General features: G+C 46.9%; 11 protein-coding genes and 1 pseudogene. 10 read left to right on the forward strand and 2 right to left on the reverse strand.

Going from position 1 to position 16,624, the window contains the following annotated elements; genetic code table 11:
* Positions 1-45: 45 nt before the first annotated feature.
* On the reverse strand, positions 46-360 hold the full coding sequence (locus DW917_RS13675; RefSeq protein ID WP_118119594.1) for a helix-turn-helix domain-containing protein: 315 nt from the start codon (positions 358-360) through the stop codon (positions 46-48).
* 93 nt (positions 361-453) lie between these two features.
* On the reverse strand, positions 454-741 hold the full coding sequence (locus DW917_RS13680) for a helix-turn-helix domain-containing protein (RefSeq protein ID WP_117664200.1): 288 nt from the start codon (positions 739-741) through the stop codon (positions 454-456).
* 241 nt (positions 742-982) lie between these two features.
* Between DW917_RS13680 and DW917_RS13685 the strand changes: the two genes are divergently transcribed.
* From DW917_RS13685 to DW917_RS13730, 10 genes and pseudogenes are all read left to right on the forward strand, one after another.
* Positions 983-1,282, forward strand: a complete 300-nt coding sequence (locus DW917_RS13685; protein WP_068856520.1) for a helix-turn-helix domain-containing protein — start codon at positions 983-985, stop codon at positions 1,280-1,282.
* Between the two features lie 77 nt (positions 1,283-1,359).
* Positions 1,360-1,638, forward strand: coding sequence for a helix-turn-helix domain-containing protein (locus DW917_RS13690; RefSeq protein ID WP_081978971.1), 279 nt, complete (start codon positions 1,360-1,362; stop codon positions 1,636-1,638).
* Between the two features lie 31 nt (positions 1,639-1,669).
* Positions 1,670-3,328, forward strand: a complete 1,659-nt coding sequence (locus tag DW917_RS13695; RefSeq protein WP_118066956.1) for a DUF4099 domain-containing protein — start codon at positions 1,670-1,672, stop codon at positions 3,326-3,328.
* A 100-nt stretch (positions 3,329-3,428) separates the two neighbouring features.
* Positions 3,429-5,585, forward strand: a complete 2,157-nt coding sequence (locus tag DW917_RS13700) for a type IA DNA topoisomerase (RefSeq protein ID WP_118119596.1) — start codon at positions 3,429-3,431, stop codon at positions 5,583-5,585.
* Between the two features lie 179 nt (positions 5,586-5,764).
* Positions 5,765-6,214, forward strand: a complete 450-nt coding sequence (locus DW917_RS13705; protein WP_117664204.1) for a DUF1896 domain-containing protein — start codon at positions 5,765-5,767, stop codon at positions 6,212-6,214.
* Positions 6,201-10,973, forward strand: a complete 4,773-nt coding sequence (locus tag DW917_RS13710) for an N-6 DNA methylase (protein WP_118119598.1) — start codon at positions 6,201-6,203, stop codon at positions 10,971-10,973. The genes DW917_RS13705 and DW917_RS13710 overlap by 14 nt, the downstream gene beginning before the upstream one ends.
* Positions 10,974-11,629: 656 nt before the next feature.
* On the forward strand, positions 11,630-13,315 hold the full coding sequence (gene ltrA, locus DW917_RS13715) for a group II intron reverse transcriptase/maturase (RefSeq protein ID WP_049702337.1): 1,686 nt from the start codon (positions 11,630-11,632) through the stop codon (positions 13,313-13,315).
* Complete coding sequence (locus DW917_RS13720; RefSeq protein WP_233524748.1) at positions 13,299-14,492, forward strand: DNA methylase; 1,194 nt, start codon at positions 13,299-13,301, stop codon at positions 14,490-14,492. The genes ltrA and DW917_RS13720 overlap by 17 nt, the downstream gene beginning before the upstream one ends.
* Before the next feature lie 759 nt (positions 14,493-15,251).
* The gene (locus DW917_RS13725; RefSeq protein WP_117664206.1) at positions 15,252-15,980 is read left to right on the forward strand and encodes a UpxY family transcription antiterminator; all 729 of its coding nucleotides are present in this window, start codon (positions 15,252-15,254) and stop codon (positions 15,978-15,980) included.
* A gap of 17 nt (positions 15,981-15,997) precedes the next feature.
* A pseudogene (locus DW917_RS13730) lies at positions 15,998-16,582 on the forward strand (SDR family oxidoreductase); the annotation flags it as partial.
* Between the last annotated feature and the right edge of the window lie 42 nt (positions 16,583-16,624).

The raw sequence follows: 16,624 nt of genomic DNA on the forward strand, positions 1-16,624 counted from the left end.
CTGTACGCTATTTTTGTTTCACTATTATGAAGCAGTACCCTCCTCTTATGAAACAGTGCCGTCGATTATCGGCTTGCGGTAATTACCAGTGAGAAGTGCTTGTATCTCGGATTCCGGATAGAGGGTTTTGCCACATAATATAATGTAGGGCAAAATGCCTTGCTTGCGATATTCCTGCAAGGTGCGGCGACTAAGCTTCAAATGCTCGGAGAGTTCCTTGTCGGTGAGGTATCGCTCCCCGTCCAAAGGTGGGCTGCAGGACTCGATGAATGAGGATAGCCAGTTGTTGGCTTTCTTCAAGGATTGCATGGCGGTGTCTATCGACTTGCTCTCATGCGTAAGAAGTTGGTTCATGTTCATTGTTTACAATTTGGATTAAGTGGTGAATATAAAATGTGTTGGCTCGCCCAGGGTGAAGTTTTCGGCTTTGCCTTGGGCGAGTTTGGCTTTATGCTATACCGATTTGATTCTGGCGATAAGCGGAACGATGGCTTTGACCTCTTCGGGGCAGTAATAGAATTGGCGACCTATCTGGGTATGCCCCAAGAAACGGCGGTCACGAAGTTTTTGTAAGGTGCGCTGGCTGATGCGAAGTTGCTGGCAGACCTCTTGACCTGTAAGCCATTTGTTCAGACGCTTGCCGTTAGCCTTATGCTTCAGCAACTCAACTTTCTTTACCAAGGCATCGTATCTTGCCATCATCAAGTCGAATGCCTTCTTTTCCATTGTTACTACTTCCATATTCTCTGTTTTATTGGTTCAACAAATTCGGATGCAAAGTTAATGTGTGTATGTAGAAAAACAATGAAAATGAATAACTGTGGCAGTGCTTTTCTGGGGTTTGCCGACCGCTTGGCAAGAAAAATCAAGAAAATTATACGTGGGTCATTAATGAGTTGTTAAACGGGTATTTCGCAAATGGTTAATTTTGCCGCCGAGAAATAAAAACAACGAATTATATAACATTTCAAACGGAATTAGAATGGAAGTAATAACAATGGAAAGTGCAGCCTTCAAAAAGCTGACAGAACAGTTGACAGAAATAGTCCAGTACGTGCGATTGGCAAAAATGGCATTTCAAGAGAACCTGACGGGTAAGGGATTGAAGCCGATGTTGACCAATGACGATGCAGCCAAGATGCTTGGTGTGAGCAAGCGCACCTTGCAGCGAATGCGCTCAGAGAACCGCATTGATTTTATTAAAATTGGCAATCAATGCCGATACCAAGTTGAAGCCATTGAAAGAATGGTTGAGGAACGAACAATAGCAAAGGAAACATGAGCATGGAAGATGGAACATTGAGAAAACTGGAGTTATATCTCCATGACCTACACAAAAAGATAGACGGCATCTACGACATGCTGATGTTGAGACACGAACGAGAGACGGAGCAAAAAGGAAGTTCTGCCATCAATGAAAAATTGCTTGACAACCAAGACCTCTGCCTCTTATTTCAAATCTCCCCTCGTTCCCTTCAACGCTATCGCAGTCTGGGAGTGCTTCCCTACAAGCGTTTGGGGCAGAAAACCTACTACACGGAAGAGGATGTGATGCAGTTTGTAGAGAATAATGTCAAAGAATTCAAGAAAGAGAATGTGGAGCATTACTTGACTCGCATTCATCAGAAATTCAAATAACAACAGTATTCACCATTAAAAATTTACAATTATGGTACAAAAGAAAAAGAGTGATGAACAGGACGTGCTGGTAGTCCGTGACGAAAAGACGGGCGAGATCAGCGTCGTCGCCGGACTCAGCAGGGACGGCACACCGAAGCGAGCACCCGCCAAGGCGGAGAACACGTCCGACTTCCTGCGTTTTGACCGCAACAGCGACCTGATGGACAGTTTCTTTAGAAACTTCTTCCGCCAGTGCAAGAAGCCAAGCCGATTCGGATTCTACCGCATAGCGGCAGACCAGGTGGAAAACCTGCTTGGCGTGATGAAGGAGTTGCTGAAAGATCCGGAGGCTAACAAGGAGATTCTTTCCGCCCACAAGGTTGACACCTCCAATTATGAGAAAGAGGCAAAGCAATCGGAAGGTCAGGCGAAAGAAACCGCATCATCGGACGATGCGTCCAAGACGCAAGCTAACACAGAAAAAGAGAATGTATCATCTGAACAAACCAACGAAAAAGAGAACGACATGGAACAGAAACCAGAACAGACCGCAGCCGAACAGCAGGCACAGACCGCTCCGGGTGTAAAGCAGAACCTCATCAGTGGTAACGATGTGAACCTGCAGGAATTGGGTGCCAAATATGGCATAGACTTCAACAGTATGAATGAGAAGGATATGAAAGCCCTGCTCAACTACGGCAAGACGGGGCTTGTGATTGTGAAGCCGACCTTCGGCGGTGAACAGATAGAGATACAGGCCCGTCTGTCATTCCGCAAGGACGATAACGACCAGTTGCAACTCGTGCCGCATTTCGTGCGCAACGAGCCTAAACTCGATGTCGCTTACAAAGGCTATACCTTCACTCCAGAGGACAAGAAGAACCTGTTGCAGAACGGCAACCTCGGAAAGGTTGTGGATTTCCCCGACAAGAATACAGGTGAGCTGCGTCCTCATTTCATCAGTATCGACCGTCTCACCAATGAGATTGTTGACATCCCGACCAACAAGGTGCGCATACCCGATACCATCGGCAAGACACCTATTACCAAGGACGACAAGAGAGTGCTCTACTCAGGTATTCCGCTTCGCAAGGAGATTGAGCTTGCCAACGGGCGCAAGTTTACACCGCTGCTGCAGGTGAATGTGGAACAGCGTGGCGTGGAGTTCGTGCCTGGCAGCACAAGACAGGCGCAAGGTCAGAAACAGAATGGCGACAAGAAGCAAACCGCTGACAAGCAGGAGCAGAAGGCAGAAGGTGATACGGGCGGTCAGAAGAAACAGCAAGATCCCAACCACTGGCTCAATGAGGACGGAACCATCCGCCGACTCAACACCTATTTCAAGAAGGAGTTGACCGAGCAGCAGAAGGACGACTATGTGGCAGGCAAGACCATAGAAATCAAGGAAGTGCCGAACAAGAACGGCAGCGGTACCTATACCGCCTATGTGAAGTTCGACTTCGACAAGATGCAACCACGTTCCTACCGCAACAATCCCGACCTAAAGCAGGCAAAGGAACAGATTCCGACCAATGAGAACAAGACGCAGGTTGCCGTCAACGAGCAGGGCAAGACCAACGAGGCGACCAAGCACACCAAGGAACCCTTGAAGCCGGGACAGTCTGCACCGAAGAACGAGAAGCAGCAGAAGGAGCAGACCGCCGAGGCACAGAAGCCGAAGCGTAAGGCAAGAAGCGTGAAGATGTAGATGCCGCCACTTAATCCATTTGAATAATCCATCAGTAAAGAATAACCGACACCTGCGACCGACTATTCCACGGTTACGGGTGTCACAAAAACAACAGACAATGAAGACAATCATCGCAGAGAAACCAAGCGTAGCCAAGGAAATCGCCCACATTGTGGGAGCTGGCAAGCGTGAGGAAGGCTATATGCAGGGCAATGGCTATTATGTGACATGGGCATTCGGACATTTAGTGCAGCCAGCCATGCCGGAAACCTACGGCATGAAGGGATTCCATGCAGAGAATCTGCCTGTGATTCCCGACCCGTTCGTTCTTGTTCCCCGACAAGTCAAGACAGAGAACGGCTACAAACCAGATGCAGGTGTGCTTGCCCAGATTAAAATTATCGGCAAGCTGTTTGACAGCAGCGAGCGCATCATCGTCGCCACCGATGCCGGACGTGAGGGAGAGCTTATTTTCCGCTACCTCTATGAATACCTCGGCTGCAAGAAGCCGTTCGACCGTCTCTGGATCAGTTCGCTTACAGATTCCGCCATCCGTGAGGGACTTGCCAACCTCAGAAATGGCAAGGAGTATGACAATCTCTATCATGCAGCCAAGGCACGAAGTGAGGCAGACTGGCTCGTCGGCATCAACGGCACGCAGGCCCTGACGATAGCCGCAGGACGTGGCACCTATTCCGTAGGTCGTGTGCAGACTCCGACCCTTGGCATGGTGTGCGAACGCTATTGGGAACACAAGCGTTTCGAGTCGAAACCGTTCTGGCAGGTACACTTCGGTGTGGTTGATGCAGACAGTGGCAATATACTGAAGTTCACATCTGCCAACCGATGGACAGACAAAGCCACCGCAACCGACATATATAATAAGGTGAAAGATACCGGCTCTGCCATCATCACAAAGGTCACAACCAAGCGAAAGGTGGAGAAGGCACCGCTCCTTTACGACCTTACCACCTTGCAGAAAGAAGCCAACTCCCAGCATGGCTTCACGGCAGAGCATACACTCTCCATCGCCCAGAAACTCTACGAGGCAAAGTTCATCACCTATCCGAGAACATCAAGCCGCTATATCTCGGATGATGTATTTGCCACCCTTCCCAAACTCTTCAAGAATTTAGAGAATCATTCGGAATATGGAGAGAAAGTGAAACTCTTGCCTTGCAGTGAGGACTACAGCAAGAACAGCGTGAATGCAGCCAAGGTGACCGATCACCATGCCCTGCTCATCACTGAAAACGCAGCCATTGGTCTTTTCAAGGACGAGAAGATCGTTTATGACATGATATTGTGCCGGATGATTGAAGCGTTCTCGGCAGACTGCATCAAGGACATCACATCAGTATCGGCGCAAGTGGATCATGAAATAGAATTTGGTATCAGCGGCTCCATCATCCGACAGACTGGCTGGCGAGCATTGTCACTCAAGGAAAAGAACAGCAAGAAGGACAAGAATGCAGACACAACCGACAATGAGGTCAAGGAGCAAGTCATTCCCAACTGGCAAGAAGGACAGCATATCACCTTTTCAGGCTGCACCATCACGGAGGGCAAGACCAAGCCGAAGCCTTTGCATACGGAATCCACATTGCTTGCAGCAATGGAGACCGCAGGCAAAGAGATAGTAGATGATACGATGCGCCAGGCAATGAAGGACAGCGGTATTGGCACACCTGCCACACGTGCCGCCATCATCGAAACCCTGCTCAAACGAGAGTATATGGTGCGCCAGCAGAAGAAACTCGTGCCGACGGAAAAAGGACTCGCCCTGCATTCCGTAGTGAAGAACATGGCGATTGCCAATGTGGAGATGACGGGTAAATGGGAGGCGGAACTTGCCAAGATTGAACGAGGTGAAGCAAGTGCAGACGGGTTCACCCATAGTATCGAAGGCTATACCCGTGAAATCACTGCGGAATTGTTAGGTTGTGACAGACTTTTCAGCCACAAGGATTCCGGCTGCCAGTGTCCTAAATGCAAGCAAGGTACCATGCAGTTCTTCGGAAAGGTAGTAAGATGCAGCAACAAGGAGTGCGGTATGCCAGTGTTCAAGCAGGTAGCAGGAAAGTTGCTCACTGATTCCGACATCACCGATTTGCTTACCAAGGGCAAGACCAGAACGCTCAGTGGTTTCACCAGCAAGCAAGGCAAATCGTTCTCCGCAGCCATTGCCTTTGACGAGAATTTCAACACGAAATTCGTCTTTGCAGAGCGCAAAACAGCAGAAAAGCGAGGAAATGTGAAGAGATACAAGAAATAGTTTGTACCTTTGCCACCGAAACACGGTTCATAAATGTTGTCTTTATTTAGGATGCTTTTATTTACTGTGGATTAAGTGGCGGCACTCGGAGGGATACCGAGTGCCTTTTCTTGCTTTCACACAAACACCAACCGCCATCCACGGTTTATTATTCACCACTTAATCCATTCAACAGACAAATGAACAGAAAGAAACAGGCACAGACAGAACTGTCCTATTACGGACTGTATCTCTTGAACCATCTCAGAGAGAACCGTTTTCCACAAGCCAGCGATGCGGACTTTATCCGCGAACGTGCAGACCATGCCGCAGAAGTATATGAGCAGGCACGGCGTGATGCCCTCTTTGCCGATGCGGCACAAGAGCTTGCCATGTCAGCATTGCTGAAAGGTCTCCGCTTTTCCAAGTACAGCATCCTGTATGATGTTGTTGACAGTGAGTTTCCCCTGGAGGTAGCAGTAGAAGACCAGGAAGCGTTTGTCAAGCACCTCCTGCCTTTGGTTGATAACGTGTATTCCATTTACGACCTCACCGATGACGATTTTGCCCAGTCACCGGACTACGACCAGCTCTACACAGAGCTGACGGGAGCCGTAGCCCTTTTCATAGAGTCAAATGGCGTACAATAGAAAACAACGTCTGAACGACAACATCAAGGCGATAGAGACGGCATTCATCCTTGACAGGGAACAGCGCACGCCGACCGCCCGTGAGCGTCTCCTTCTGGAGCGTTACTGCGGATTCGGTGGATTGAAGTGCATCCTGAACCCTGCCAGGGAACTGGCGGATGCCGTCCATTGGGCAAAGTCAGACCTTGAATTGTTTGCTCCAACAGTGGATCTGCATAGACTTATCCGTGAAAACAGCAAGAATGAAAGCGAGTACAAACAGTTGATGGACAGTCTGAAACAGTCCGTCCTTACGGCATTCTACACGCCGTCAGCCGTTACAGAGGCTTTAGCGGATGTGTTGAAAGAGCATCAGATTATCCCCGAAAAGGTGCTTGAACCCTCGGCAGGAATCGGTGCCTTTGTCGATTCCGTCTTGGATAACAATCCCAAGGCAGACATTATGGCGTTTGAAAAAGACCTGCTTACGGGAAAGATACTCCACCATCTGCACCCGGAGCAGAAAGTGCGCATAGAGGGATTCGAGAAGATAGAAAAGCCTTTCAATGACTACTTCGACCTCGCCATCTCAAATATTCCCTTTGGCGATGTTGCCGTGTTTGATCCGTCCTATACAGCCATGAAAGGCATGAGGGCACTTGTCACCAGACGCATACACAACTACTTCTTTGTCAAGGCTCTTGATACGGTAAGGGATGGTGGGTTGGTTGCCTTCATCACCTCACAAGGCGTATTGAATGCCAAAAACAACAGTGCCGCGCGTTTTATGATGCTCTATCATGCAGATCTCGTGTCAGCGATTCGTCTTCCCAACAACCTGTTCACGGAAAATGCCAATACGGAAGTGGGCAGTGACCTCATTATTCTGCAGAAAAATACCCAAAAGGAGTCGCTGCGAGGAGACGACAACCTGCTTGACACTGTCTATAATGACGAGAACCGCATTCCGACTAACAACTACTTTCTGGAGCATCCGGAACGCATTATCCATACAACAGCAAAGTTGGATACTGACCCGTTCGGCAAACCTGCAATGATATACACGCATGAGGATGGCGTGGAAGGCATTGCAGAGGATTTGCGAAAGATGCTCCATGAAGACTTTAAGAAGAACCTCAATTTGAACCGATACTTGGGGATAGAGGAAACAATGTCTGAGGAAGTTAAGGAGGTTGAAGAAACAGAAAAGATAGAAAAAACAGAGAAGATGAAGCCTTCCATTGAGGAAAAGCAGAACGATACGGTAGTATCCTTGCAAAAGCAGGAAAAGCCTACTGATGGTGCTGAGCTATCCCAAAAGTCCAATCATCATCAGCCACCAGTCCAAATGACTCTGTTTGACCTTTGGGGAATGGAAGAAGAAAACCGTCTGACTGTCCATGCTACAAAGAAGAAAGCAGAGGTAACAGTGGGTGCTGCCGCCAAGAAAGTGTCAAGGAAGAAAGCAAGTCCGTTGGTAAAAAGCGTCAATCCGACTTTTGAAGTAGAGGCAAAGCCTGTGGAAAAAGAAGAAAAGCCTTCGTTGACAGATGCAAAAGAGCAGGAAACAGCACTGGAGACAAAACCAATCCTGCCTGGGGATGAACCATACGCAAGCATCTCTTGGGAAGAGAATCCGCCAATCAACGGCTTTTACGAGATGATGATGACCATGGCTCCCGAAGACAGGGTGCTGCTGCGCCAAAAGGCGGAACTGCACCGTCAGGAACAACTCAAGGCTTTGGGCGTTGAAGATACGCTTGATCCGAAGTTCAAGCCGCCGATGGAACCGATAGAAGTTCTCAAAGCTCAAATCGGGTATGGACAGTCGAAAGGGAATGAGCCAAAAGAAGATTCCAAGACTCAGAACACATTGGAAGAAACAGATCATGAGCGGGAACAACAAAAAGGGCAAGAAAGAAAGCGGGAAGAGCTGGCAAAGAAGAAAGAGGATGCTATGAAGCCCCGTCCATTTGATGAGAAACTGGATAGTTTTCATCGTGAGGGTTCTATGGTGCTCGACTCTGCCGGAAACATCGGTGTATTGAAAGACCTTACCAAGTATGGTGCTACCTTCATGCCGTTGGATCTGAATATGGAGCAGAAAGAAAAGGCTGTCCTGTATATCGCCCTCCGTGATGCCTATCAGAAACTTTACACCTATGAAGCGGAAGAACAGACGGAAAACAAGCAGATGCGTGAGAGTCTGAATGTCTATTATGACGCTTTCTTCATTCGCTTCGGCAACCTCAATGCCAAGCAGAACGTGAAGTTCATCCTCATGGATGCCTCAGGGCGCGACATGCTGTCATTGGAACGGGTGGAAAACGGACAGTTCATAAAGTCAGACATCTTCGACCACCCGGTCTCTTTTTCGCTTGACGAGGTCAGTCATGTCGATTCTCCAGAGGAAGCGCTCACCGCCTCGCTCAACAAGTTCGGCCGTATCGACTTGCCGTATATGACTGAATTATCGGATATGCTGGAACCGGAACTGACGGAAGCGCTTAAAGGGCGCATCTATTACAATCCGCTCATAGACGGCTACGAGATAGCCGACCGCTTCATTGCTGGCAATGTCATAGAGAAAGCGGAGCGTATAGAAGAATGGCTGAAGGAAAATCCCGACCATGCAATCGTGAGGGAGTCGTTGGAAGCCTTGAAGGCAAGCATTCCCGAACCGATAGCCTTTGAGGACCTGGACTTCAACTTCGGTGAGCGTTGGATACCTACAGGTGTGTATTCCGCTTACATGAGCCACCTCTTCAATACACAGGTCAGCATCGTCTATTCCGACAGCATGGACGAATATTCGGCAAAATGCAGTATGAAGACCATGGCCATCACGGATGAGTATATGGTGAAGGGCTATTACCGCAACTATGACGGCATGAGTCTTCTGAAACATGCCCTGCACAACACTTGTCCCGACATGATGAAGAGCATCGGTGAGGATGAACACGGCAACGACATCAAGGTGCGTGACAGCGAGGGCATACAGCTTGCCAATGCCAAGATTGACGAAATCCGCAACGGGTTCACTGAATGGCTGGAGGAGCAGTCTGACTCCTTTAAGGAACGCTTGACCACAATGTACAACCGGAAGTTCAACTGCTTCGTGCGTCCGAAGTATGACGGTTCTCACCAGACCTTCCCCGGCTTGGACTTGAAAGCCCTTGGCGGAAAGTATGGCATCAAGAGTGTGTATCCAAGTCAGAAGGACTGTGTTTGGATGCTTTTGCAGAACGGCGGCGGGATATGTGACCACGCCGTAGGTACAGGCAAAACCCTCATCATGTGCATGGCTGCGCATGAGATGAAACGCCTCGGTATGGCTCACAAGCCGATGATTATCGGGCTGAAAGCCAATGTCGCGGAGATAGCTGCCACCTATCAGACAGCTTATCCCCATGCGAGGATACTCTATGCCTCGGAGAAGGATTTTTCCACCAAGAACCGTGTCAGTTTCTTCAACAACATCAAGAACAACGACTATGACTGTGTAATCATGTCGCATGACCAGTTCGGGAAGATACCGCAATCGCCAGAACTCCAGCGGCAGATATTGCAGGCTGAGCTTGATACCGTGGAGGAAAACTTGGAAGTGATACGCACGCAGGGCAAAGACGTGTCGAGGGGAATGCTCAAAGGCTTGGAAAAGCGAAAGCAGAATCTGGAGGTGAAGTTGCAGAAGATAGCCTACAGCATCGAGCAGCGTACCGATGATGTGGTGGACTTCCGCATGATGGGCATCGACCACTTGTTTGTGGACGAGAGCCACCAGTTCAAGAACCTCATGTTCAACACCCGTCACGACCGTGTGGCAGGACTCGGCAACAGCGAGGGAAGCCAGAAGGCGCTCAACATGCTCTTTGCTATCCGTACCATACAGGAGCGGACAGGCAGAGACTTGGGAGCGACATTCCTGTCGGGAACAACTATCAGTAACTCACTGACTGAGTTGTATCTGCTCTTCAAGTACCTGCGCCCTAAGGAACTGGAGCGTCAGGACATCCGCTGTTTCGATGCGTGGGCGGCAATCTTCGCCAAGAAAACTACCGACTTCGAGTTTAACGTCACTAACAACATCGTGCAGAAGGAGCGTTTCAGATACTTCATCAAAGTGCCGGAGCTTGCAGCCTTCTACAACGAGATAACCGACTATCGTACGGCGGAGGCGGTTGGTGTGGACAGACCACAGAAGAACGAGATTCTTCATAACATACCACCGACACCAGAGCAGGAAGATTTCATCCAAAAGCTGATGGAGTTTGCAAAGACGGGTGATGCCACCATCCTCGGCAGACTGCCACTGTCGGAAACGGAAGAGAAGGCAAAGATGCTCATTGCCACGGACTATGCCCGAAAGATGGCTCTCGACATGCGCATGATAGACCCGACTTGTGAGGACCATCCCGACAATAAGGCAAGCCATTGTGCCAAGATGATAGCGGACTATTACAAACGCTATGACAATCACAAGGGCACGCAGTTCGTATTCTCAGATCTTGGCACATACAGACCTGGGGAATTCAACGTGTATTCTGAAATCAAGCGTAAGCTGATAGAGGATTATGGAATACCCTCGTCAGAGATTCGCTTCATTCAGGAGTGCAAGAACGAGAGGGCAAGAAAGGCGGTGATAGCAGCCATGAACGAGGGTTCGGTACGAGTATTGTTCGGCTCCACATCCATGTTGGGTACAGGCGTAAACGCACAAAAACGGTGTGTGGCTATCCATCATTTGGATACACCGTGGGTGCGACATGAAGTCGCATAGATAATTGTTGGAATGATACTTTAAGTATCAGTTTTAACCCGCTGTTCCGTCAGCGGTAGCCTACCGACCGATGCACCTTAATGTTGTATTAAGCGGTCGGGACAAAGTACACTTTCACAAGACAAGACAGAACCGTGAGGGGAAGTCAAGTATGGTTAGTATCATACCGTAGAGTGGCGAGGCTGGATAGTATGGTTAGCGTAAGCGAACTGTTAGTAAACTTCGTAATGTCGTAAAAGAGTGCAAGATACTGATACACTCTACCCAAAATGGGATGCGGTCAGATAATCCTCTCCATGGTAGGATTACACGGATGTAAAGACCGTCGGAGGATGAGACAGAACCTAACCTATCCGTTAGTTATCTATGTGGAACATGGTAAGCCTGTACATCTCCTGTCAGACAAAAGACAGGTAAGCTGAAAGTAATGGATGCTGAATGATGTGCAGGTATAAGATAACAGAGAAAGCGAATGCCGTTCTGTAATGGGACGGATAGGGTTTGAGCCACTTATCACGAGTTGACAAGGGACAACATCAACCTACCACGAAAGTGGGCAGACTTCTGTGGTAATGTTTGGGAGGCAAATACCCAACATTAGCCAAATGGTAATTCTTTACAATAAACTTTTAGAACTTTTTAAAGTAGGAATGCAAATGAACGATAAAATCAAAGAAAATCTCCTCGACCAATCGTGTGCGCCGACTGACAACCTGCAATCAAATTGGGACAGAATAGACTGGACTAAGGCGGAGCAAGCTGTTAAGAAGCTTCAAGCTCGTATTGTAAAGGCTCAGAAGGAAGGCAGACATAACAAGGTGAAAGCCTTGCAATGGACGCTTACCCACTCTTTTTACGCAAAAGCCTTAGCCGTAAAGAGGGTTACTTCTAACGGGGGTGGTTGTACTCCTGGGGTTGACAAAGAAATATGGGATACCCCTAAAGCTAAAATGCAAGCAATAACCCAACTCAAACGCAGAGGCTACCAGCCAATGCCGCTGAGAAGAGTTCATATCAAGAAGAGCAACGGCAAACTGCGACCGTTGGGAATACCGACAATGAAAGACAGAGCCATGCAAGCACTCTATCTTATGGCATTGGAGCCTGTATCAGAAACTACAGCTGATACTCGTTCATACGGTTTCCGCAAGGAACGCTGCTGTATGGATGCAATACAGCAATGTCATAACATTCTCCGAAAGGGATATTCTCCCGAATGGATTTTGGAGGGTGACATAAAAGGGTGTTTTGACCATATCAGCCATGAGTGGTTACTTGCCAATATCCCAATGGATAAGGCAATACTCCGAAAATGGTTGAAATGTGGCTATGTTTTCAACAAGCAAATGTTCCCGACCGAGGAAGGAACACCGCAAGGTGGTATAATTTCTCCGACACTTGCCAATATGACTTTGGACGGATTGCAGAAAGCTCTTGCAGATAGATATAAGCGCCATCATGTTAATGGTAAGTTGTATTCACCAATGGTGAACCTTGTACGTTATGCGGATGATTTTATCATCACTTGCGAGAACAAGGAAACTCTTGAAAATGAAATCAAGCCATTGGTTGCTGAATTTATGTCTGAAAGAGGTCTGACCTTATCAGAGGAAAAGACGGTGATAACCAACGTGCATGACGGTTTTGATTTTCTTGGCTTTAATATCCGCAAATACGGCAAGGACATATTGACCAAGCCGACAAAGAAATCCGAGAAACGCTTTATGGAGAATATCCGTAAGGTAATTAAGGAGAACAAGGGTTGCAGACAGGAGTCGTTAATCAGAATGTTGAACTCTAAAATCCGAGGATGGGGAGGTTATTATCAGCATGGGGCGACACGTGATTCATTTCACAGAATCGACCATCAGATATTCCTCTCACTATGGCAATGGGCAAAACGCCGTCATTCCAAGAAAGGGAAACGGTGGATAAAAGACCGATATTGGCATGACATTCGAGGGAACAAATGGACTTTCGCTTCAAAATTCAAGAAACCAAACGGAAAGGAAGACCAATTGACATTATTGTCTCTGACTTCATCGTTTCCATTCCTGCAATACACGCAGATTAAAGGAGACATGAACCCGTTTGATGCAGACTGTCGTCTGTACTTCTATAAAAGAAAGAAGTCGAAAATGCTTGTTACGCTAAAAGGACGCAAGTCACTGCTGTACCTATGGGAAAAGCAAGGACGCAAATGTCCTATATGCGGTGAGCCTATTGATACGCACAAGGCATGGAATGTCATGCCAACCGTTCAAAACGGAAAGAAATGCAATCTGTTGGTTCATGATGAATGTTTTAAATTATCCCGCAAATCAAATGGAAACAAGAAGTAGTTTGAGCCGGTCTCTGCATACAAACAGAGGCTTAGAAAAGCTTGAGCCGTATGAGGGGAAACTCTCATGTACGGTTCTTAGGGGGGAAGAGGGCAGCAATGCCCTTGACCTACCCGATCGACCGTCAGACTTGGCACAGCGTGACGGTCGAGGTGTGCGTGCCGGCAACGAGATTGCCAAAATCTATGCCGACAACAAGGTGGATGTCATCATCTATGCGGTGGAAAAGTCGCTTGACTCGTACAAGTTTAACCTCCTGCACTGCAAGCAGACTTTTATCTCGCAGTTGAAAAGCGGAGCCTTGGGGGCGAGAACCATTGACGAGGGAGCGATGGACGAGAAATCGGGCATGAATTTTTCCGAGTATATGGCTATTCTCTCCGGAAATACCGACTTGCTTGACAAGGCAAAGCTGGAGAAGAAGATTGCTTCTCTGGAGGGTGAGCGCAAATCGTTCAACAGGGGCAAGCGTGATTCGGAACAGAAACTGAAGTCAAAGTCAGAAGAGCTGGACGGCAATCGGACTATACTCAAAGGCATGACAGCGGACTATGACAAGTTTATGAGTCAGGCAAAGAAGGATATGGACGGGAATATTCTCAATCTCATCACCCTTAACGGTCTCGAGTCCAATAATCTGGAAGTGATAGGCAAACAGCTTCAAAGGATGGCAAAAACGGAAAGGACAGATGGGGAATACAAGGAAATAGGTGCAATTTATGGATTTCCTATCAAGGTCGTAAGCGAGACAAGCTTTGAGAGCGGTCTTCCCTTCGTTGATAACCGCTTTGTTGTTGAGGGCCATTACAAGTATCAGTACAACAACGGACATCTCGCCAAGTCTGACCCGATAGCTGCGGCAAATAACTTTGTGAATGCCCTGCAGAAGATACAAGGGTACATTGAACAGTATGATTCAAGATGCAGGACACTGGAGAAGGAGATACCGCAACTAAAGGAAATTGCTTCCAAGGTCTGGAAGAGAGAAGAAGAGCTGAAAAGTCTGAAGACGGAACTGGCAGCATTGGATAGAAAAATACGGTTAGAATTGGCACCACCTGTTCAAGAAAAGGATATAAGTGATAAACCTCAAAAAGAAAACAACACTATCAAATCGGGAGAATTCTACGCAGATACTATAGTACAACAAGAAAGGAAGGTCCGAATTGGTCTTTAATTGGTCTATTTATAAAGTGGCAAGCAAACTTATTATGAGTTTGTTTGCTACTACTTTTTCTTAATACTATATAAATTATCTAAACACAGATAGTTCTTCGTTCACATTTTGATATCAAAGTAATGAAAAACAGTATTTGTTTATACAAAATTTCTGAGATATTAAAGCGATTAGGCTTAAATAGTCTTAAATTTGTGTTGCAGTATTTATAATTCCTGCCATTTCTTGTCTTTTCTCAATAAATTTTCGTATTTTTGCAGTCGGATTGTATAGCCAGACCGCAGTTGTCGCTGTAAGACGAGTTCTTTCATGATAACCGAGTCGGCAGCCTACGCCGTGCTGAGTGTAGTGAAGTCAACCATGACATATCTATACGAAAGCGGGCTTTGGGTGGGAAAGCAATCCAGACATAATGGAAGGCGTTTATCGACGCTGTGTTTAAGACTTCCTGTAATCTAGCAAATTAACAGTTAATCATAGTCTTGAATATGGTCAACGGTAGATGTCCCGGGTGTGATTATTTCAATCCCGTGGAGACCTTGTAAGCATAGATTGTACCCTTTCGGGCGCAATCAAATGTATTATATAGGTCTCTTTACACGGACATGATTTTCATATCGGCGTGGGCTCTGACGTTGTCTGTTCAACTATGATAGGCAATTGCTAGAGCCTCAGGAAGTGGAATGGACAACAGGACGATTCCACGCTTTTTTTGTCGCAATTTAACGGATTTCTGTCTAGAAAAAAGTTAGCACCGATATGAAAGTCGATGAATGGACATCAGAAGATGTACACACCTCAGGAGGAGGTGAATTCCCTCCTTGCGCTGGACTTACCTCCAACGCCCTCCCCGAAGCTCAAAGCACAGTTTCCGCCGAGAGTTCACAAACAGGGGTGTCCACCAGAAATGCCCATATAGCAAGTAAGTCTAAAGCGCAAAAAGAGGAAGAAATTCCTCATTGGTATGCTTTACGCACCACCTATGGTAGAGAGAAAAAAGCATACGACTATATGACCGCCAAAGGCATCACGGCTTTCTATCCTACCACCGAGGTAGTGAAACTTATAAAAGGTAAGCGCAAAATTGTTATCGAGTCACGTTTACCCAACATCTTCTTCGCCTACGGTACCGAAGAACAACTCAAAACCTTTGTTTACGACAACGTAAATCTCCCATTCCTTCGTTTTTACTATCGTCACGTCCACGTTGGGCGCAGAATAGAGAAGGTTCCTATGATAGTTCCAGACTATCAGATGGAAAGTCTCAAAATCATCTGTGCTGCCGATGCGGATAATACAATCGTGTCATTAGTCGAAGTGCCAAAGTTCGAGAAAGGACAGTTGGTAAAGGTTATTGATGGTGTATTCAAAGGGGTGGTTGGAATAGTTGCACGCTGGCAGGGGCAACAGAGAGTAGGCGTGGTAGTAGATGATTTGGTAACAATGGCCACAGCCTATATACCAAGTGCGTTTCTTCAAAAAATATAATAAAACAATTAATAAATATGAAATATGCTTTAGTAACAGGAGCCTCGCGAGGTATAGGACGTGCAGTGGCTTTGCGCTTAGCAAATGAGTATCCTGTCATAATCAATTATCATTCTAATTCCGAAAGTGCTAATGAGGTAAAGGAACTAATTGAGGCGAACGGAGGTTATGCAGAGTTGCTACCTTTTGATGTTGCAGATTCACAATCTATAGAAAATGCGATTGACCTGTGGGAGCAAAGACATCCTGATGATTATATTTCTGTGTTAGTAAACAATGCAGGTATTCGTCGAGACAATGTTATGTTTATGATGGCTAATGAGGAATGGCATGATGTACTTAACACAAATCTTAACGGCTTTTTCTATATCACAAGACGCCTATTGAAACATATGATGCCTCGTAAACGAGGTGGAAGAATTATAAACATGTCATCGCTTTCTGGTTTGAAAGGAATGGTAGGTCAGGTAAATTATAGTACTGCAAAAGCAGCGCTAATAGGAGCGACAAAAGCTTTAGCTCAAGAAGTAGCCCCTCGTAACATCACAGTGAATGCAGTGGCTCCAGGTTTCATACAAACAGATATGACTAAGGATTTACCACCAATACTCTGTTAATTCTTATGTAATCGATTGAAAATGAGA

The sequence above is a fragment of the Prevotella sp. AM42-24 genome (assembly GCF_003461825.1).
In the GTDB taxonomy this organism is placed as follows: Bacteria; Bacteroidota; Bacteroidia; order Bacteroidales; family Bacteroidaceae; genus Prevotella; species Prevotella hominis.